We start from the raw sequence: 19448 nt of genomic DNA on the forward strand, positions 1-19448 counted from the left end.
GTGACAGGATGAAAACAGTACTCATCACGGGATTTGAACCCTTTGGCGGCGAATCAGTTAACCCTTCCTGGGAAGTGGTCTCGGGACTCGATAATGCTATCATCGGTGGATGCCGCGTCGTTGCCCGCCAACTGCCGTGCGTCTTTGGCGAGTCTCTTACCGTACTCAATGGCGCAATTGACGCGCTGTCGCCATCGCTGGTCCTGGCGGTGGGGCAGGCAGGTGGCCGCACGGATATCACCGTGGAACGCGTGGCGATTAACGTTGACGATGCGCGTATTGCGGATAATCAGGGGCAACAGCCGGTAGATGTGCCGATTGTAGCCGATGGTCCAGCGGCGTGGTTTAGCTCGCTGCCGATCAAAGCGATGGTTGTGGCTATGCGCAACGCGGGAATTCCGGCCTCGGTTTCCCAGACCGCTGGCACTTTCGTGTGTAATCATGTGATGTATGGTCTGCTGCATAAACTACGCGACGCACCGGCGGTGAAGGGCGGCTTTATTCACATCCCTTATTTGCCGCAACAGGCCGCACAGCATCCCGGGGCGCCAAGTATGGCGGCTGAAACAGTACGCCGGGCGCTGGAAGTCGCAATTGCCACCGCCTTGCAGGTGGAAAGCGATATCGCTGTGACGGGCGGCGCAACACATTAACAAAGGACAGTATTATGCCTGAAGGCCCGGAGATCCGCCGCGCGGCGGATAACCTGGAGGCGGCAGTCAAAGGCAAACCCCTGACGGAAGTCTGGTTTGCCTTTGAGCAGTTAAAACCGTATCAATCTCAACTAATTGGGCAGAGTGTTACCCAGCTTGAAACGCGAGGGAAAGCATTACTGACCCATTTTTCCAATGGCCTGACGCTGTACAGTCACAATCAGCTCTATGGCGTGTGGCGAGTGGTGGATACCGGCGAAATTCCGCAAACTTCGCGGGTACTGCGCGTCAGTCTGCAAACACATGACAAGACAATTCTGCTCTATAGCGCGTCTGATATCGAAATGCTGACGCCAGAACAGCTAACCACCCACCCGTTCCTGCAACGGGTAGGGCCGGATGTACTGGATTTACGTTTAACGCCCGATGACGTTAAAGCGCGTCTGTTATCTCCGCGTTTTTGCAATCGCCAGTTTTCTGGTCTGCTACTGGACCAGGCTTTTCTGGCGGGATTAGGTAACTACCTGCGGGTAGAGATCCTCTGGCAGGTAGGGTTGACCGGGCAGCATAAAGCGTCGCAGCTTAGTGATGAGCAACTGGATCAACTGGCACATGCGCTGCTTGATATTCCGCGCCTGTCTTATAATACCCGCGGGCTGGTCGATGAGAATAAACATCACGGTGCGTTGTTTCGCTTCAAGGTCTTTCATCGGGACGGCGAAGCCTGTGAGCGTTGTGGTGGGACTATCGAGAAAACGATGCTCTCCTCGCGACCTTTTTACTGGTGTCCGGGATGTCAGCACTAAGCGGGCCGTTTTGGCGCGTGCACCGAAATAAACCGCGCGACTGCGGGGCCAGTTAACAAAATGCTGAACAGTCGCAGGGTTTGCATCGCCATGATGAGCGCCATATCAGCGTGGCTTCCTGCGGCAATCACCGCGACAGAATCCACGCCACCTGGACTGGTCGCCAGATAGGCAGTGAGAAAATCAATCTGCATGTAATGCGCCAGTCCCCAGGCCATAGCAGCGCAGATAGCCATCAGTGAAAAAATGGACAACAGGATCTGCGGCAAAGGGCGCAGCGCCATTAAAAATATCTGCTTGTCAAAGCCCAGGCCGATTTGCCAGCCGATGGCCATATAGGCTATCGCCAGTAGCCATTCCGGCAGTTCAATCACCATCACTCCGCTTGCATTCAGCAAGGCACCCACCAGCATCGGCAATAGCATGACGCCAGAGGGAATACGCAGTAAGCGTCCAGCCGTGCCGGCAACGGCGGCCAGCATCAGAGTGCTGAAAAGATTGCCGCTTAGAGGCGGAGACCAGATGATTTGTTCACTGACCGCCTGCGCCTGGCCGCCCATCACCAGACGGGTGACCATCGCCGCCGCGCCGACCACCAACAGTACGCGCAGATACTGCATAAACGCCACCAGTCGGATGTCGGCACCATAATCCTGCGCCATCGCCACCATTGCCGCTGCGCCGCCTGGTGACGAGCCCCATGCGCCGGTGTTCCCCGGTAGCGTACTGTAGCGAACCAGCAGCCAGCCGATTATCGCGCTGCTGATAAGGGTTGCCAGCAGGATAACAATCACCATCGGCCAGTGGGCTGCAAGGGTTGTGAAGATTGAACCGGTCAGATTTTGGGCAATCATGCAGCCGAGAATCGCCTGCGCGCCAAGAAATGTGCAGCGGGGAGGATGCAGAGAGATGCCGCGCAGACTGAAGATGATGCCGACGATCATCGAACCGAGCAGCAAGGGTCCTGGAAGATGAATAAGCAGAAAGAGCAGGGAAAGCAGGAGCGATAGCACAAACAACAGGCTCCACTGTAAAACAGGCATCCCATGCTCCTGAGTTATATGTTGCGTTTAACGTGTTGATACAGCATAGAGAAAAAGTCCGCTGAAAAAAATATCAAGTATCAATAAAAACGGACTAACCGGTGATCGGGTATTGATGCCTGTTATCTGAATAAATCATCGACAGCATCATTCCATGCATGCCCAAAGACAGACCATTCCTGACTGATTGTAGGTGGAAAACCGCTCCGGCAGTATCCATTTTTAGATTCAAAATTAAAGACGCCGTGTGGGTAACCATTTATCAGCAACACACATTTCTTACTGTCTTCTGACCAACCGATCTTCACATCTGATGGGATATGCCCATCTGAAACATCTTCTGCATTGTAAATATGCAGTGCATCTTTGATAGGATTTCCGTCAGCAGATTCATCAAGTGCATAGAAGTACCCGGTTTGACCATCATCTTCAAATACAGCCGTGTAAGAACCTTCTGGGGCCAAACTTTCTATTACCTGTGCTTCACCGACAATGAGTTGAGCTTGAACCGTAACCGTGATCGTCATTTTAAATTCCCACATGTATAAATATTCGTTGTTATATAATTTACACTGATAATTCGAGTGTTTGATTTGAAAATTTTTAGGTTGATTGTTTAAATGATGAGCGTCCCTGGGACTTACGCCATCTTTTGATTTCATCAATGACTCCTTGCGGGCTGTCTTCTCGGTCATCTGGGGGATAAAAAATCAAACCATTACCTTCCGGATGATCCACTATTTTATCGAAATGATCGACTAATGAGTCGATGTAATATTCACGGTCTATTTCTCCTAGGTAGCGTGGGTTTGTGGAGAATTCATATGAATTCAGCTTCGGTGTAGTCTTCGAGTTTTTGCTTAAGATGATTCATATATTCACTGTTTTAATAAATTTCTTTGCAGAGCTTATTTAGAATCTTTAAATAACTCTAAGCCATGAGATGCTCTCCATTTTTTTATTTCCTTGAATATTCCCAAGGGTGAACATTCAATCTCATCTGGTGTATTAAAAATCAGTCCATTACCAAGTGGGTGCTGGGTGACTTTGACTACATGTAGTTGTAGATCATCGATAAATTTACCAAAATCCTTGGCATTTAGCCCATGTTTATTCTCAAAAAAGTTAGATAGCAGAGCAATGAACTCTGACTCAGTGTAATCGCTTATGGTTTTTTCATTATCTATTAGCATTTTTATGTATTCCTATATGTAAGCGAGGAGTAGTAATGTTTATATTATCCATATTAAAAACTTCTCCGCCATGCTGGATTTCTTCTACGTGATGAAGTTCAAAAGTCGTTCTGCCGCCTACCTGCTCTGAAGGAATAGGATATGGTGCCAACCCCATTCTTATCAGGGTTTGGTTAGATGGTTTAAAATCCTTCATAAGCTCAGGGCATTCTGACACCGCAAGCCAGAATTCTTCTCTGAAATGGTCAAAGTTGCGAAATGTTCTTCCTCGCAGCTTATCCGCCACCTGTGCAGGTATCGGCGCTCCCAGCCCAGAACTGGCGGCCTCAAGCCAACGACCATTTCCGGATAAAATTTCACCGTGGCCGGTTGCTGTACCGGGGTCGTCCCGGGCTGTTTTCAGGTATACATATATCGGCTGAATGCCTGAATCGGCCGGAAAAATCAGAATATAATCGTTAAAATCGGCGACATCCGGCACAAGGAACGGTGGCGTGGTGTATTCGTTTTTGCCATCCGGGATGGGTGTTACCAGAATGGTTGGCTGATCCAGCGGTGGAACATCGTTTCCAGTATGTTCAGGTACATCACCCGTCGCAGGATTTTCCGGCGTCCATGTGATTAACGGCCCGTCTGCGTCGTGGGCAGGCGTAAATTCATAGCGATGATGTTCATCGTTCCACAGCATATTCGCGACGCGCACGTTTTCATAAGGAGTACCTTCGCCGGTATGCACGCCGTAGACTTGCGATTTACCGTGAATGTCGGTTCCCCAGAAAAAACGAACCCGGGTGGTGGCAGTGCCACCTACCAGCGCCTTTTTCCGCAGTTCTTCCTCATACCAGAACTCATCACGTCTGGGAACGCGTGCGCTGCCCGTACCCGCGGACGGAATATACAGCGCGGAAGCTAGCGCTCCGATATAAGGAACGCCGCGTGCGGCGCTGAGCATGCCACTGAGTGACCACTCGCCCCACACCTGCGTCAGCCCACCTAAGATCGGCAGCGCGGCTGAGGCTTCTGCGGGCTGTGCATATCCGCAACAATCATCGACGGAAGATTGTGCGAAAACCGCCATCTGTCCGAAGTTTTCAGCCGATTCTTCACGGCTCCCCGCGTCTGTACAGCCTTTTTCTTTCAGACAGGATTTAGCATAGACCGGCGTAACTGCTGGAATGTGTGGTGCAGGGGGAGAAGGGCGTTTCACTATGGGTTTTATCGTACTGACCGGCTGAGGGCAGGGTGGTATAAACAAACGGTTGTACTCAGCAGGCAATGCCAGGTAGTCAAACTCAGTGTTGGCAATCAGGTGTTTGCAAAGAATATAGTCATACGATACTGCAATTTCTTCGGTATCCAGCTCGTTTAGGGCCACATAGGTTTGTATGCTTTTTACCGATGCATTTCTTAATTGAATATAATAGAAGCGTTCCCATCTACCAAATCTGTTTATTCTCCATAAATCAATTTCAATAAACAGACGTTCATTATTATTGATGGCGTTAATCAATAATGGTGTGCTTTTATCAATTAGTTTTGTGAAGTTCAGTAGCTGGGTATTAATACCAGAATCAGTATTAGCTAATCCATTCGAAAGTGAAAAAACAAAAATCTCATCAGGATGGTTTTCCTGCCAGCGATTCCCTACTGACGCGGAAGTGCCGCAGCCGGAAGAAATATTTCCTTGTTGTTCACCTGTTATCTTCAGGTAAATAAGATCGCCCATGCCATTTAATCCAGAGATGTATTTTATAAGGCCGAATTAAATAGCTAATAAATTTAAAAATCAAATTATGCGTTGGCGATTAATGCTATATAAAAGGGGCGCATGTCTGAAATGTATTTTGGGACGAATTAGCTGATGAGAATAATATTGATGAGATGAATGCGGTAATTTGAGCAGGGTCTGAGAAAAGCCACCGGAATTACCCGGTGGCCTGAACAATTAACGCTTAATATCAGATTTAAAATCGCGCTTGTCGTAGCCGGTGTACAGCTGACGCGGACGGGCGATTTTCATGCCGTCGGTGTGCATTTCGTTCCAGTGTGCAATCCAGCCAACGGTACGCGCCATGGCGAAGATAACGGTGAACATGGAGGACGGAATCCCCATCGCTTTCAGAATTATGCCGGAGTAGAAGTCTACGTTCGGGTAGAGTTTCTTCTCGATGAAGTATGGGTCGTTGAGCGCAATGTGCTCAAGTTCCATCGCCACTTCCAGCAGATCATCTTTGGTGCCCAGTTCTTTCAGCACTTCGTGGCAAGTTTCACGCATGACGGTAGCGCGCGGGTCATAGTTTTTATAAACACGGTGACCAAAGCCCATCAGGCGGAAGGAATCATTCTTGTCTTTCGCGCGGCGAACAAATTCCGGAATGTGTTTAACAGAGCTGATTTCTTCCAGCATTTTCAGCGCAGCTTCGTTTGCGCCGCCGTGTGCCGGTCCCCACAGGGAAGCGATACCAGCCGCGATGCAGGCAAACGGGTTAGCGCCAGAAGAGCCCGCGGTACGTACGGTAGAGGTTGAGGCGTTCTGTTCGTGGTCAGCGTGCAGGATTAAGATACGGTCCATGGCGCGTTCCAGAATCGGATTCACTTCGTATTTTTCGCACGGCGTAGAGAACATCATGTTCAGGAAGTTACCGGCGTAGGAGAGATCGTTACGCGGGTACACGAACGGCTGCCCGATGGAATATTTGTAGCACATCGCTGCCATGGTTGGCATTTTGGACAGCAGACGGAAAGCGGCGATTTCACGGTGACGTGCGTTGTTTACATCCAGCGAGTCATGATAAAACGCTGCCAGCGCTCCGGTGACACCGCACATAACGGCCATCGGGTGAGAGTCGCGGCGGAAACCGTGGAACAGACGCGTGATCTGCTCGTGGATCATGGTATGGCGAGTGACTGTGGTTTTGAACTCGTCGTACTCTTCCTGCGTCGGTTTTTCGCCGTACAGCAGGATATAACACACTTCCAGATAGTTGGACTCGGTCGCCAACTGGTCAATCGGGAAGCCGCGATGCAGCAAAACACCTTCGTCACCGTCGATGAAAGTAATTTTGGATTCGCAGGATGCGGTAGAGGTAAAACCTGGGTCAAAAGTAAACATCCCTTTTGAGCCAAGACTACGAATATCAATAACGTCCTGACCGAGCGTACCTTTCAGCACATCCAGTTCAATAGCAGCGTCACCATTTAGAGTGAGTTTTGCTTTAGTATCAGCCATTTACGGTCTCCTTAGCGCCTTATTGCTTAAGACTGCCGGAACTCAAATTTGCCTTCGTGCATCAATAAACCGTTACCAGTTTGTTATTTGGCTCGCCGCTCTGCGAAAGAGGGGATGACCTGGGTACAGAGCTATGGGCGCTTGCAGGTAAAACGGTCTTTTTATGGCGAATAAACTGCAAATCAAGAACTTAGCAATCCGAATTATTTAACCTGTCTATCACTAATAACTGTCCTGAAGGTATTGGTCAATACTTCCACACTGTTACATAACTAAATCTCCGGTGAAAGAGTGACCCCATAACTTTTACGCATTATATGCTTTTTCTGGTGTCGTTTGTAACAACTTTGTTTAATGATTGTCAAATCAGATGATTAAAAATTAAAATAATGTTGTTATCGTGACCTATGTCACTGTTCGGGATAAAACCCGACAAACTATATGTAGGTTAATTGTAATGATTTTGTGAACGTCCTATACTGCCGCCAGGTCTCCGGAATACCCTGCAATCCCGAGCCAACCAGCGTTGTAACGTGTCGTTTTAGCATCTGGAAGCAGTGTTTTATATGACGCGTAGTTATAGTAAGGACGCTGTCTGACCCGCACGCAGACCGGAGGAAGGAAATCCCGTCGTCTTTCAGGCTACAGGTGTCTTCATCTTCTGTACCCGAAGTCTAAAGGGAATAATAAGAACAGCATGTGGGCGTTATTCATGATAAGAAATGTGAAAAAACAAAGACCTGTCAATCTGGATCTGCAAACGATCCGGTTCCCAATCACGGCGATAGCGTCCATTCTCCATCGCGTATCCGGAGTGATCACCTTCGTGGCGGTCGGGATTCTGTTGTGGTTATTGGGTACCAGCCTTTCCTCCCCTGAAGGTTTCCTCACCGCGTCATCCATTATGAATAACTTCTTTGTGGAGTTAATTCTGTGGGGGATCCTGATTGCGCTGGCATATCACGCCGTAATGGGCATTCGCCATCTGTTGATGGATTTTGGCTATATCGAAGAAACCCTCGAAGCAGGGACACGCTCCGCCAAAATTTGTTTCGTTATTATTGTCGTGCTTTCACTTCTCGCAGGAGTCCTCGTATGGTAAGCAACGCCTCCGCATTAGGACGCAACGGCGTACATGACTTCATTCTGGTCCGTGCTACCGCTATCGTTCTGACGTTATACATCATCTTTATGGTCGGTTTCTTCGCCACCAGCGGCGAGCTGACGTATGAAGTCTGGACCGGTTTCTTCTCATCGGCATTCACCAAAGTCTTCACCCTGCTGGCACTTTTCTCCATCTTGATTCATGCCTGGATCGGCATGTGGCAGGTGTTGACCGACTACGTTAAACCTCTGGCTGTGCGCCTGATTCTGCAACTGGCTATCGTTGTTGCGCTGGTGGTTTACGTCATTTATGGATTTGTTGTGGTGTGGGGTGTGTAATGAAACTGCCAGTCAGAGAATTTGATGCTGTTGTGATTGGTGCCGGCGGCGCAGGTATGCGCGCGGCGCTGCAAATTTCCCAGAGCGGTCAGACCTGTGCGCTGCTCTCTAAAGTGTTCCCAACCCGTTCCCATACCGTATCCGCGCAGGGTGGCATCACCGTTGCGCTCGGTAATACCCATGAAGATAACTGGGAATGGCACATGTACGACACCGTTAAAGGGTCGGACTACATTGGTGACCAGGACGCTATTGAATATATGTGTAAAACCGGTCCGGAAGCGATTCTGGAACTGGACCACATGGGGCTGCCGTTCTCTCGCCTCGACAATGGCACAATTTATCAACGTCCGTTTGGCGGCCAGTCGAAGAACTTCGGCGGTGAGCAAGCGGCACGTACTGCGGCAGCGGCAGACCGTACCGGTCATGCGCTGTTGCATACGCTGTATCAGCAGAACTTGAAAAACCATACCACCATCTTCTCAGAATGGTATGCGCTGGATCTGGTAAAAAATGCCGATGGCGCGATTGTCGGTTGTACCGCGTTGTGTATTGAAACCGGTGAGGTAGTTTACTTCAAAGCCCGTGCGACCGTGCTGGCGACCGGTGGTGCTGGCCGTATTTATCAGTCCACCACCAATGCCCACATCAATACTGGTGACGGTGTTGGTATGGCTATCCGCGCTGGCGTGCCGGTGCAGGATATGGAAATGTGGCAGTTCCACCCAACCGGTATCGCCGGTGCGGGCGTTCTGGTCACAGAAGGCTGCCGTGGTGAAGGTGGCTACCTGCTGAACAAACACGGTGAGCGCTTCATGGAGCGTTATGCCCCGAATGCGAAAGACCTGGCGGGTCGTGACGTGGTGGCGCGTTCCATCATGATCGAAATCCGTGAAGGTCGCGGCTGTGACGGCCCGTGGGGTCCGCACGCTAAGCTGAAACTCGACCACCTGGGTAAAGAAGTACTGGAATCCCGTCTGCCGGGCATTCTCGAACTGTCTCGTACCTTTGCTCACGTTGACCCGGTCAAAGAGCCGATTCCGGTTATCCCAACCTGCCACTATATGATGGGTGGTATTCCGACCAAAGTTACTGGCCAGGCGCTGACTGTGAATGAGCAGGGCGAAGATGTGGTGATCCCGGGACTGTTTGCGGTAGGCGAAATCGCCTGCGTATCGGTTCACGGCGCCAACCGTCTCGGCGGCAACTCGCTGCTGGACCTGGTGGTGTTTGGTCGTGCGGTGGGTCTGCATCTGCAGGAATCTATCGCTGAGCAGGGTGACCTGCTGGATGCGACCGAAGATGAAATCGATGCTTCTCTGGCACGACTGAACCGCTGGAACGGTAACCGTAACGGTGAAGACCCGGTGGCGATTCGCAAAGCGCTGCAAGAATGTATGCAGCATAACTTCTCGGTTTTCCGCGAAGGCGATGCGATGGCGAAAGGTCTGGAAGAGCTGAAAGCGATTCGCGAACGCCTGAAAAATGCCCGTCTGGACGATACCTCCAGCGAGTTCAACACCCAGCGCGTTGAGTGTCTGGAGCTGGATAACCTGATGGAGACCGCGTACGCCACTGCAGTATCTGCAAACTTCCGTACCGAAAGCCGTGGCGCGCATAGCCGCTTCGACTTCCCGGAACGTGATGATGAAAACTGGCTGTGCCATTCCCTGTACCTGCCAGAGTCGGAATCCATGACGCGACGTCAAGTCAATATGGAACCGAAGCTGCGCCCGGCATTCCCGCCGAAGATTCGTACTTATTAATGCGGAGACAGGACAATGAAACTCGAGTTTTCAGTTTATCGCTATAACCCGGATGTTGACGACGCTCCGCGTATGCAGGATTACACCCTGGAGGCGGAAGAAGGGCGCGACATGATGCTGCTGGATGCATTGATGCAGCTGAAAGAAAAAGATCCGTCTCTGTCGTTCCGCCGCTCCTGCCGTGAAGGGGTCTGCGGCTCCGACGGTCTGAATATGAACGGCAAAAATGGACTGGCCTGTATCACACCTATTTCTGCGCTGAATCAGCCGGGCAAGAAAATTGTCATTCGCCCGCTGCCGGGTTTACCGGTTGTGCGCGATTTGGTGGTAGACATGGGGCAATTCTACGCACAGTATGAGAAGATTAAGCCTTACTTGTTGAATAATGGGAAAAATCCGCCGGCTCGTGAGCATTTACAAATGCCTGAGCAGCGTGAGAAGCTCGATGGGCTGTATGAATGTATTTTGTGTGCATGCTGCTCAACGTCCTGCCCATCATTCTGGTGGAATCCGGACAAGTTTATTGGCCCGGCAGGCCTGCTGGCCGCGTATCGCTTCTTAATTGATAGCCGCGATACCGAGACCGACAGCCGCCTGGAAGGTTTAAGTGACGCTTTCAGCGTATTCCGCTGTCATAGCATCATGAACTGCGTCAGCGTATGTCCTAAAGGACTGAACCCGACGCGCGCCATCGGCCATATTAAGTCGATGCTGCTCAAACGTAGTGCGTAAGTTTTTGTAGTCGTTGCCGGGGAAGTGATTCCCCGGTAGTACAGGAAACCTCTAAAAACTGCCATATGAGTAGTAATAATCGAGATGTTCAGAGCGAGACAAGACCGCAACGCAGTCGTAGCCTGAACAGCGAAGATTATTAGACAGTTTTTAAAGGTTCCTTAGCGGACGCAGATGACACGACAGTCCGCAACAAGTGAACCCCGGCACGCACATCGGTGTGCGTGGTAGTATCCACGGCGAAATACTCGTCATAGTTCACGTTGCATGTGCGTTGGCTGCACTTGCTCACCCTGGTCACTTACTGGATGTAAGCTCCCAGGGATTCGCAAGCTTGCCACCTTCCTGAAACGCGATCTATTTAGAGTATTAAATAAGCAGAAAAGATGCTTAAGGGATCACGATGCAGAACAGCGCTTTGAAAGCCTGGTTGGACTCTTCTTACCTCTCTGGTTCTAACCAGAGCTGGATAGAACAGCTCTATGAAGACTTCTTAACCGACCCTGACTCGGTAGATGCTAACTGGCGTTCGACGTTCCAGCAGTTACCTGGTACCGGAGTCAAACCGGATCAACTCCACTCAAAAACACGTGATTATTTCCGTCGGCAGGCGTTGATTACTCCACGTTACTCTTCTTCTATCTCCGACCCTGATGCCAATGTGAAGCAGGTTAAAGTCCTGCAGCTCATTAACGCCTACCGTTTCCGCGGTCATCAGCATGCGAATCTTGATCCGCTGGGACTGTGGCAGCAAGAAAATGTGGCCGATCTGGACCCGTCTTTCCACGATCTGACCGATGCGGATTTCCAGGAAAGCTTTAACGTAGGTTCTTTTGCCGGCGGCAAAGACACCATGAAGCTGAGCGACCTGGTTGTTGCGCTGAAACAAACCTACTGCGGCCCGATTGGCGCCGAGTATATGCACATCACCAGCACCGAAGAAAAACGCTGGCTTCAACAGCGCATCGAGTCTGGCCGCGCCGCATTCAGTAGCGAAGAGAAAAAACGCTTCCTGAGCGAACTGACCGCAGCTGAAGGTCTGGAACGTTATCTGGGCGCGAAGTTCCCGGGCGCGAAACGCTTCTCGCTGGAAGGCGGTGATGCGTTAATCCCAATGCTCAAAGAGATGATCCGCCACGCAGGTAACAGCGGTACCCGTGAAGTGGTACTGGGCATGGCGCACCGTGGTCGTCTGAACGTTCTGGTTAACGTACTGGGCAAACGCCCGCAGGAACTGTTCGACGAATTTGCGGGCAAACATAAAGAACACCTCGGTACTGGCGACGTGAAGTACCACATGGGCTTCTCGTCTGATATCGAAACCGAAGGCGGTCTGGTACACCTGGCGCTGGCGTTTAACCCGTCGCACCTGGAAATCGTTAGCCCGGTGGTTATCGGCTCCGTACGTGCACGTCTGGATCGTCTGGACGAGCCGAGCAGCAACAAAGTACTGCCAATCACCATCCACGGCGATGCGGCGGTAACCGGGCAGGGCGTGGTTCAGGAAACCCTGAACATGTCGAAAGCGCGTGGTTACGAAGTGGGCGGTACCGTTCGCATCGTCATCAACAACCAGGTGGGCTTTACTACCTCTAACCCGTTGGATGCGCGTTCTACTCCGTACTGCACCGACATCGGTAAGATGGTTCAGGCGCCAATCTTCCACGTTAACGCGGATGACCCGGAAGCGGTCGCTTTCGTGACGCGTCTGGCGCTGGACTTCCGTAATACCTTCAAACGTGATGTGTTCATCGATCTGGTGTGCTACCGCCGTCACGGCCACAACGAAGCCGACGAGCCGAGCGCAACCCAGCCGCTGATGTATCAGAAAATCAAAAAGCACCCGACCCCGCGTAAAATCTACGCTGACAAGCTGGAAGCGGACAAAGTCGCCACGCTGGAAGATGCGACCGAAATGGTCAATCTGTACCGTGATGCGCTGGATGCTGGTGAATGCGTGGTGAAAGAGTGGCGTCCAATGAACATGCACTCCTTCACCTGGTCGCCGTACCTCAACCACGAGTGGGACGAAAGCTACCCGAACAAGGTTGAGATGAAGCGTCTGCAGGAGCTGGCAAAACGCATCAGCACCGTGCCTGAAGCCGTTGAAATGCAGTCGCGTGTTGCCAAAATTTACGGCGACCGTCAGGCCATGGCCGCAGGCGAGAAGCTATTCGACTGGGGTGGGGCAGAGAATCTGGCTTACGCCACGCTGGTGGACGAAGGCATTCCGGTTCGTCTGTCGGGTGAAGACTCCGGTCGCGGAACCTTCTTCCACCGTCACGCGGTCATTCATAATCAGGCGAACGGTTCAACCTACACGCCGCTGCAGCATGTGCATAACGGCCAGGGCACGTTCCGCGTATGGGACTCCGTGCTGTCTGAAGAAGCGGTACTGGCGTTCGAGTATGGTTATGCCACGGCAGAACCGCGCACGCTGACCATCTGGGAAGCGCAGTTCGGCGACTTCGCCAACGGTGCGCAGGTGGTTATCGACCAGTTCATCTCTTCCGGCGAGCAGAAATGGGGCCGTATGTGCGGTCTGGTGATGCTGCTGCCGCACGGCTACGAAGGTCAGGGTCCGGAGCACTCCTCCGCGCGTCTGGAACGTTATCTGCAACTTTGCGCTGAGCAAAACATGCAGGTTTGCGTCCCGTCCACCCCGGCACAGGTTTACCATATGCTGCGTCGTCAGGCGCTGCGCGGTATGCGCCGTCCGCTGGTGGTGATGTCACCGAAGTCGCTGCTGCGTCATCCGCTGGCGGTGTCTACGCTGGACGAACTGGCAAATGGCACCTTCCTGCCAGCCATTGGCGAAGTCGATGAACTTGATCCGAAAGGCGTGAAGCGTGTCGTGATGTGTTCTGGTAAGGTTTATTACGACCTGCTGGAGCAACGCCGCAAGAACGACCAAAAAGATGTTGCCATTGTGCGCATCGAACAGCTCTATCCGTTCCCGCATAAAGCGGTGCAGGAAGCGCTGAAACCGTTTGCTCATGTACATGATTTTGTCTGGTGCCAGGAAGAGCCGCTCAACCAGGGCGCATGGTACTGCAGCCAGCATCATTTCCGTGAAGTAATTCCATTTGGGTCAGCTCTGCGTTATGCAGGTCGCCCGGCCTCTGCCTCTCCGGCAGTAGGGTATATGTCCGTTCACCAGAAGCAGCAACAAGATCTGGTAAATGACGCGCTGAACGTCGATTAAATAAAGGATAAATAATGAGTAGCGTAGATATTCTTGTTCCCGACCTGCCTGAATCCGTAGCGGATGCAACGGTTGCAACCTGGCACAAAAAACCGGGCGATGCAGTACGTCGTGATGAAGTACTGGTAGAAATCGAAACTGACAAAGTGGTACTGGAAGTACCGGCATCAGCGGACGGTATTCTTGATGCGGTTCTGGAAGATGAAGGGACAACCGTCACTTCTCGCCAGATCCTTGGTCGCCTGCGTGAAGGCAACAGCACCGGTAAAGAAACCAGCGCTAAGTCTGAAGAGAAAGATTCTACTCCGGCACAGCGCCAGCAGGCGTCTCTTGCTGAGCAGAACAACGATGCCCTGAGCCCGGCGATCCGTCGCCTGCTGGGTGAGCATAACCTTGAAGCCAGCGCTATCAATGGCACCGGTGTCGGCGGTCGTATCACGCGTGAAGATGTTGAAAAACATCTGGCGAAAGCCCCGGCTGCGAAAGCCGAAGCAAAAGCGCCGGCAGCAGCACCTGCACCACAGGCTCAACTGGGCGCGCGTGGCGAAAAACGTGTTCCGATGACCCGTCTGCGCAAACGCGTAGCCGAGCGTCTGCTGGAAGCGAAAAATTCCACCGCCATGCTGACCACCTTCAACGAAGTCAACATGAAGCCAATCATGGACCTGCGTAAGCAATACGGTGATGCGTTCGAGAAACGCCACGGTATCCGTCTGGGCTTTATGTCTTTCTACGTGAAAGCGGTTGTTGAAGCGCTGAAACGCTATCCGGAAGTGAACGCGTCCATCGACGGCGATGACGTGGTTTATCACAACTACTTTGATGTCAGCATGGCGGTCTCCACGCCGCGTGGCCTGGTCACGCCGGTCCTGCGTGATGTGGATCTGCTGGGTATGGCAGACATCGAGAAGAACATTAAAGAACTGGCAGTTAAAGGTCGCGACGGCAAGTTGACAGTTGAAGATCTGACGGGCGGTAACTTCACCATCACTAACGGTGGCGTGTTCGGTTCCCTGATGTCCACGCCGATCATCAACCCACCGCAGAGTGCCATCCTGGGTATGCATGCCATCAAAGATCGTCCGATGGCGGTAGACGGCAAGGTTGAAATCCTGCCGATGATGTATCTGGCGCTGTCTTATGACCACCGTCTGATCGATGGTCGTGAGTCAGTAGGCTTCCTGGTAACCATTAAAGAGTTGCTGGAAGATCCAACGCGTCTGCTGCTGGACGTGTAGTTAATAAGAGTATCACCTGCCCCGTAGGTCTGGATGCCTATCAGACCTACGGGTAAAAGATAACGATTACCTGAAGGATGGACAGAACACATGAACTTACATGAATATCAGGCAAAACAACTTTTTGCCCGCTATGGCTTACCGGCACCGGTGGGTTATGCCTGTACTACTCCGCGTGAAGCAGAAGAAGCCGCTTCAAAAATCGGCGCTGGCCCGTGGGTAGTGAAATGTCAGGTTCACGCTGGTGGCCGCGGTAAAGCGGGCGGTGTGAAGGTTGTGAACAGCAAAGAAGACATTCGCGCTTTTGCTGAACACTGGCTGGGTAAACGTCTGGTGACTTACCAGACAGACGCTCATGGCCAACCGGTAAATCAGATTCTGGTTGAAGCCGCGACCGACATTGGTAAAGAACTTTACCTCGGCGCAGTTGTTGACCGTAGCTCCCGTCGCGTGGTCTTCATGGCCTCTACCGAAGGTGGCGTGGAAATCGAAAAAGTAGCGGAAGAAACCCCGCACCTGATCCACAAAGTGGCGCTCGATCCGCTGGCAGGCCCGATGCCTTACCAGGGGCGCGAGCTGGCGTTCAAACTGGGTCTGGAAGGTAAACAGGTTCAGCAGTTCACCAAGATCTTCATGGGTCTGGCGACTATCTTCCTGGAGCGCGACCTGGCGCTGATCGAAATCAACCCGCTGGTTGTCACCAAACAGGGTGACCTGATCTGCCTCGACGGCAAACTGGGCGCTGACGGCAACGCGCTGTTCCGCCAGGCTGACCTGCGCGAAATGCGCGACCAGTCTCAGGAAGATCCGCGTGAAGCGCAGGCTGCGCAGTGGGAACTGAACTACGTTGCGCTCGACGGCAACATCGGTTGTATGGTTAACGGTGCGGGCCTGGCAATGGGCACCATGGACATCGTTAAGCTGCACGGCGGCGAACCGGCTAACTTCCTTGACGTTGGTGGCGGTGCGACCAAAGAGCGTGTAACCGAAGCGTTCAAAATTATCCTCTCTGATGACAATGTTAAAGCCGTACTGGTTAACATCTTCGGCGGTATCGTACGTTGCGACCTGATCGCCGACGGTATCATCGGCGCGGTAGCAGAAGTAGGTGTAAACGTTCCGGTCGTGGTACGTCTGGAAGGTAATAACGCTGAACTCGGCGCGAAAAAACTGGCTGATAGTGGCCTGAATATTATTGCAGCGAAAAGTCTGACGGATGCAGCTCAGCAGGTTGTTGCCGCAGTGGAGGGGAAATAATGTCAGTTTTAATTAATAAAGATACCAAGGTTATCTGCCAGGGCTTCACCGGTAGCCAGGGGACATTCCACTCCGAACAAGCGATTGCTTACGGTACGCAGATGGTTGGCGGCGTTACGCCGGGCAAAGGCGGCACCACGCACCTGGGCCTGCCGGTGTTCAACACCGTGCGTGAAGCTGTAGAAGCGACGGGCGCTACCGCCACCGTTATCTACGTTCCGGCACCGTTCTGCAAAGACTCCATACTGGAAGCGATTGATGCTGGTATCAAACTGATTATCACCATCACCGAAGGCATCCCGACGCTGGATATGCTGACCGTGAAAGTGAAGCTGGATGAAGCTGGCGTGCGCATGATCGGCCCTAACTGCCCAGGTGTTATTACCCCGGGCGAGTGCAAAATCGGCATCATGCCGGGCCACATTCACAAGCCGGGTAAAGTGGGTATCGTTTCCCGTTCAGGTACCCTGACCTATGAAGCGGTTAAGCAGACTACCGACTACGGTTTCGGCCAGTCCACCTGTGTGGGCATTGGTGGCGACCCGATCCCAGGTTCTAACTTCATCGACATCCTGAAGCTGTTCCAGGAAGATCCGCAGACTGAAGCGATCGTCATGATCGGTGAGATCGGCGGTAGCGCGGAAGAAGAAGCGGCGGCATACATTAAAGATCATGTAACCAAGCCGGTTGTGGGTTACATCGCGGGTGTGACTGCGCCGAAAGGTAAGCGTATGGGTCACGCGGGTGCGATCATCGCAGGTGGGAAAGGTACGGCGGATGAGAAATTCGCTGCGCTGGAAGCTGCAGGCGTGAAAACTGTTCGTAGCCTGGCCGATATCGGCGAAGCGCTGAAAACCGTTATTAAGTAATAAATAAAAAACAGCCCTGACTCTCTGCGTAGTCAAGGGCTGGTCCCGTTTCGACATGGTTGGCCATCTGATGATGGCCTTTTTTTATTTTTAGTTATCTGAATCTTGCAAATTACTCATAATCATCTGCATAAATAAGATTATTTTTTGCGGTGAACATCATTCTTTCTCTTGATTAAATTCTGCATATTACCGGCTTTAATTTGATTAATGCCGGAGGATACCGTGTCGTTGAAAATTCAGGATGATTACCTACAACGTTTTTTCTCAATAGCAAAGGTATTTTCCAGTGCGACTGGATTAGCCACCGTCGTGGTTGATGTTACCGGAAAAATTCTCTCGGATTGTCATAATTTTAATTCGTTCTGCACATTAATGCGGGCGGATGAACGCTATTGTGTGAGTTGTCAAAAGTGTGACAAGTATTGTGCTTTTGAAGGATTAAAACACCTTAAACCCAGAATACTCAGCTGTCATGCGGGGCTAAGTCTGTTTTCTATGCCATTAATTCGCGAGGGGAATCTGTACGGTTTTATGCTCTGTGGGCAGGTGCGGGCAAAATATCAGGAATATAAAACTATCATTATTGATAATGAATACTCATGGATGGATGAACCAAAAATAAAAACTGAATGGAGTAAGGTGGCGGTAGTCGATAATAATACGCTGGTGGCATCAGCAAATTTATTGAATTTTATTATTGATAATTTTGAGACAGAACAACAATCTGATGAGATTGTTATCCCAGCGACCAGTTACATGCGTCATTATTTTACAGAACCTTCCCGACACGAGAAAAAGCTACTGGCAGCGTTGCGTTATATCGATGAGAATTTGTATGGTGAATTATCCCTTGAATCCGTAGCAGCTCACGTCTGCTTAAGCGCAAACTATTTCAGCCGTTTTTTTAAGAAACGGCAGGGCGTTAACTTTAAAACCTGGGTGAATCAGAAAAAAATGCAAAAAGCGGGAGAGTTATTGCACGATCCCGTTCATTCCATAGACAGCATTGCCCGGAAACTCCAATACGCACAAACCAGCTACTTTTGCCGCGTTTTCCGGGCGGCGCATCAAACGTCGCCCCAGTCTTTTCGTCATGCCAGACTCTCACAGTAAAGGTTTTCTGGCAGCTTGAAGGCTTCAGGGATAAAAGAGAGCCGATCGCTCAGGGTTACCACATCACCAATCACTATCAGTGCAGGGGGAAGGATGTTAGCTTCCTGCGCCTTGCTCAGTAGTGAACCGAGCGTACAGGTCAGTCGGCGCTGATTATCGCGGGTGGCAGACATAATTAGCGCTGCAGGCGTATCTGCTGATTTTCCACCCATCAATAATTCCTCACAGATAAACGCCAGATTGGCGATGCCCATGACGATAACCAGCGTACCATTCAGTTTTGCCAGTTGACGCCAGTCCTGCTGTTGGTTGCCCTCCCGTGTATGGCCGGTAACTACGTGAAACCCCGAGGCGAAATCGCGGTGTGTTACCGGAATCCCGGCATAGGTCAGGCCACCAATGGTTGAGCTGATACCCGGCACCACTTCAAATGGGATGCCCGTCTCGACGAGATCCTCAACTTCTTCAGCCCCGCGTCCAAAAACATACGGATCGCCACCTTTCAGGCGTACAATATTATTGTGAGTTTGGGCATACTGGACAAGCAGCGCATTGATTTCATCCTGGGGTACACAATGGAAGCCTGGGTTTTTGCCGACATTGATAAGCAGGCAATCTGGTAATGCCCATTCCAAAATTTTAGGATTGACCAGCCGATCGTAAATAATGACATCAGCCTGTTTAATGCACATCATTGCTTTGAGGGTAAGTAATGAAATATCACCGGGACCTGCCCCAACGAGCCAGACCTTTCCGAAAGTTTTCACATTGTGTCCTTTATCACGTCTAACAAAAAAAGGCAGAAACTACATCAAGGAATGATAAAAAGCAGTCGTTTGCCCGTAAGTTATAACGTGAAATTATCCAAAATTATCGCATTGATAATATTGATTAATCT

General features: G+C 51.3%; 18 protein-coding genes and 1 pseudogene. 11 read left to right on the forward strand and 8 right to left on the reverse strand.

Annotated elements, in window-relative coordinates:
* The first annotated feature begins 8 nt into the window (after positions 1-8).
* Together pcp and nei are read left to right on the forward strand one after the other, a co-directional pair.
* A complete protein-coding gene (gene pcp, locus E6P06_RS10895) occupies positions 9-653 on the forward strand; it encodes a pyroglutamyl-peptidase I (protein ID WP_139935225.1) in 645 nt (214 codons plus the stop codon).
* A 14-nt stretch (positions 654-667) separates the two neighbouring features.
* Positions 668-1459 (forward strand): endonuclease VIII, encoded by a 792-nt coding sequence (nei, locus tag E6P06_RS10900; RefSeq protein ID WP_139935226.1) that lies wholly within the window; start codon positions 668-670, stop codon positions 1457-1459.
* On the opposite strand, the gene E6P06_RS10905 is transcribed toward nei, so the two are convergent.
* The 7 genes and pseudogenes from E6P06_RS10905 to E6P06_RS27745 form a co-directional block, all read right to left on the reverse strand.
* Positions 1456-2502, reverse strand: coding sequence for an AbrB family transcriptional regulator (locus E6P06_RS10905; protein ID WP_139935227.1), 1047 nt, complete (start codon positions 2500-2502; stop codon positions 1456-1458). The genes nei and E6P06_RS10905 overlap by 4 nt on opposite strands.
* A gap of 122 nt (positions 2503-2624) precedes the next feature.
* The gene (locus E6P06_RS10910) at positions 2625-3029 is read right to left on the reverse strand and encodes a DUF2251 domain-containing protein (protein ID WP_032938540.1); all 405 of its coding nucleotides are present in this window, start codon (positions 3027-3029) and stop codon (positions 2625-2627) included.
* A 76-nt stretch (positions 3030-3105) separates the two neighbouring features.
* A complete protein-coding gene (locus tag E6P06_RS27955; RefSeq protein WP_246862901.1) occupies positions 3106-3240 on the reverse strand; it encodes a bacteriocin immunity protein in 135 nt (44 codons plus the stop codon).
* Between the two features lie 170 nt (positions 3241-3410).
* Complete coding sequence (locus tag E6P06_RS10920) at positions 3411-3695, reverse strand: bacteriocin immunity protein (RefSeq protein ID WP_016149801.1); 285 nt, start codon at positions 3693-3695, stop codon at positions 3411-3413.
* Entirely contained in the window at positions 3682-5421 is a 1740-nt protein-coding gene (gene tssD, locus E6P06_RS10925; RefSeq protein ID WP_139935228.1) for a type VI secretion system tube protein TssD, read from the reverse strand. The genes E6P06_RS10920 and tssD overlap by 14 nt, the downstream gene beginning before the upstream one ends.
* Positions 5422-5640: 219 nt before the next feature.
* Entirely contained in the window at positions 5641-6924 is a 1284-nt protein-coding gene (locus E6P06_RS10930) for a citrate synthase (RefSeq protein WP_003831404.1), read from the reverse strand.
* 203 nt (positions 6925-7127) lie between these two features.
* A pseudogene (locus E6P06_RS27745) lies at positions 7128-7238 on the reverse strand (hypothetical protein).
* A gap of 383 nt (positions 7239-7621) precedes the next feature.
* Between E6P06_RS27745 and sdhC the strand changes: the two are divergent.
* The 9 genes from sdhC (at position 7622) to E6P06_RS10975 (ending at position 18550) form a co-directional block, all read left to right on the forward strand.
* Positions 7622-8026, forward strand: a complete 405-nt coding sequence (gene sdhC / locus E6P06_RS10935; protein WP_003831406.1) for a succinate dehydrogenase cytochrome b556 subunit — start codon at positions 7622-7624, stop codon at positions 8024-8026.
* Entirely contained in the window at positions 8020-8367 is a 348-nt protein-coding gene (sdhD, locus tag E6P06_RS10940; RefSeq protein ID WP_003022916.1) for a succinate dehydrogenase membrane anchor subunit, read from the forward strand. The genes sdhC and sdhD overlap by 7 nt, the downstream gene beginning before the upstream one ends.
* Positions 8367-10133, forward strand: a complete 1767-nt coding sequence (sdhA, locus tag E6P06_RS10945; protein WP_003022919.1) for a succinate dehydrogenase flavoprotein subunit — start codon at positions 8367-8369, stop codon at positions 10131-10133. Before sdhD ends, sdhA begins: the two co-directional genes overlap by 1 nt.
* A 15-nt stretch (positions 10134-10148) precedes the next feature.
* Positions 10149-10865, forward strand: coding sequence for a succinate dehydrogenase iron-sulfur subunit SdhB (sdhB, locus tag E6P06_RS10950; RefSeq protein ID WP_003022921.1), 717 nt, complete (start codon positions 10149-10151; stop codon positions 10863-10865).
* Positions 10866-11268: 403 nt separating this feature from the next.
* Positions 11269-14070 (forward strand): 2-oxoglutarate dehydrogenase E1 component, encoded by a 2802-nt coding sequence (gene sucA / locus E6P06_RS10955; protein WP_003022923.1) that lies wholly within the window; start codon positions 11269-11271, stop codon positions 14068-14070.
* Positions 14071-14084: 14 nt separating this feature from the next.
* Positions 14085-15308, forward strand: a complete 1224-nt coding sequence (gene odhB / locus E6P06_RS10960) for a 2-oxoglutarate dehydrogenase complex dihydrolipoyllysine-residue succinyltransferase (protein ID WP_003022925.1) — start codon at positions 14085-14087, stop codon at positions 15306-15308.
* Positions 15309-15398: 90 nt separating this feature from the next.
* Positions 15399-16565 (forward strand): ADP-forming succinate--CoA ligase subunit beta, encoded by a 1167-nt coding sequence (gene sucC / locus E6P06_RS10965; protein ID WP_003022927.1) that lies wholly within the window; start codon positions 15399-15401, stop codon positions 16563-16565.
* Positions 16565-17434: a succinate--CoA ligase subunit alpha gene (sucD, locus tag E6P06_RS10970; protein WP_003022929.1), complete on the forward strand. Its 870-nt coding sequence runs from the start codon at positions 16565-16567 to the stop codon at positions 17432-17434. The genes sucC and sucD overlap by 1 nt, the downstream gene beginning before the upstream one ends.
* A 225-nt stretch (positions 17435-17659) precedes the next feature.
* Positions 17660-18550 (forward strand): PocR ligand-binding domain-containing protein, encoded by an 891-nt coding sequence (locus E6P06_RS10975; RefSeq protein WP_049014667.1) that lies wholly within the window; start codon positions 17660-17662, stop codon positions 18548-18550.
* Here the strand turns inward: E6P06_RS10975 and cobA are convergent.
* Positions 18529-19317: a uroporphyrinogen-III C-methyltransferase gene (cobA, locus tag E6P06_RS10980; RefSeq protein ID WP_139935229.1), complete on the reverse strand. Its 789-nt coding sequence runs from the start codon at positions 19315-19317 to the stop codon at positions 18529-18531. The two genes, E6P06_RS10975 and cobA, sit on opposite strands and share 22 nt — an antisense overlap.
* Positions 19318-19448 lie beyond the last annotated feature (131 nt).

Source organism: Citrobacter sp. CF971, from assembly GCF_006385635.1.
Classification (GTDB): domain Bacteria; phylum Pseudomonadota; class Gammaproteobacteria; order Enterobacterales; family Enterobacteriaceae; genus Citrobacter; species Citrobacter freundii.

Bases quoted from the DNA above. Each gene is read 5' to 3' on its own strand.
- pcp (WP_139935225.1), top strand. From the start codon at position 9: ATGAAAACAGTACTCATCACGGGATTTGAACCCTTTGGCGGCGAATCA.
- nei (WP_139935226.1), top strand. From the start codon at position 668: ATGCCTGAAGGCCCGGAGATCCGCCGCGCGGCGGATAACCTGGAGGCG.
- E6P06_RS10905 (WP_139935227.1), bottom strand. From the start codon at position 2,502: ATGCCTGTTTTACAGTGGAGCCTGTTGTTTGTGCTATCGCTCCTGCTT.
- E6P06_RS10910 (WP_032938540.1), bottom strand. From the start codon at position 3,029: ATGACGATCACGGTTACGGTTCAAGCTCAACTCATTGTCGGTGAAGCA.
- E6P06_RS10920 (WP_016149801.1), bottom strand. From the start codon at position 3,695: ATGCTAATAGATAATGAAAAAACCATAAGCGATTACACTGAGTCAGAG.
- tssD (WP_139935228.1), bottom strand. From the start codon at position 5,421: ATGGGCGATCTTATTTACCTGAAGATAACAGGTGAACAACAAGGAAAT.
- E6P06_RS10930 (WP_003831404.1), bottom strand. From the start codon at position 6,924: ATGGCTGATACTAAAGCAAAACTCACTCTAAATGGTGACGCTGCTATT.
- sdhC (WP_003831406.1), top strand. From the start codon at position 7,622: ATGTGGGCGTTATTCATGATAAGAAATGTGAAAAAACAAAGACCTGTC.
- sdhD (WP_003022916.1), top strand. From the start codon at position 8,020: ATGGTAAGCAACGCCTCCGCATTAGGACGCAACGGCGTACATGACTTC.
- sdhA (WP_003022919.1), top strand. From the start codon at position 8,367: ATGAAACTGCCAGTCAGAGAATTTGATGCTGTTGTGATTGGTGCCGGC.
- sdhB (WP_003022921.1), top strand. From the start codon at position 10,149: ATGAAACTCGAGTTTTCAGTTTATCGCTATAACCCGGATGTTGACGAC.
- sucA (WP_003022923.1), top strand. From the start codon at position 11,269: ATGCAGAACAGCGCTTTGAAAGCCTGGTTGGACTCTTCTTACCTCTCT.
- odhB (WP_003022925.1), top strand. From the start codon at position 14,085: ATGAGTAGCGTAGATATTCTTGTTCCCGACCTGCCTGAATCCGTAGCG.
- sucC (WP_003022927.1), top strand. From the start codon at position 15,399: ATGAACTTACATGAATATCAGGCAAAACAACTTTTTGCCCGCTATGGC.
- sucD (WP_003022929.1), top strand. From the start codon at position 16,565: ATGTCAGTTTTAATTAATAAAGATACCAAGGTTATCTGCCAGGGCTTC.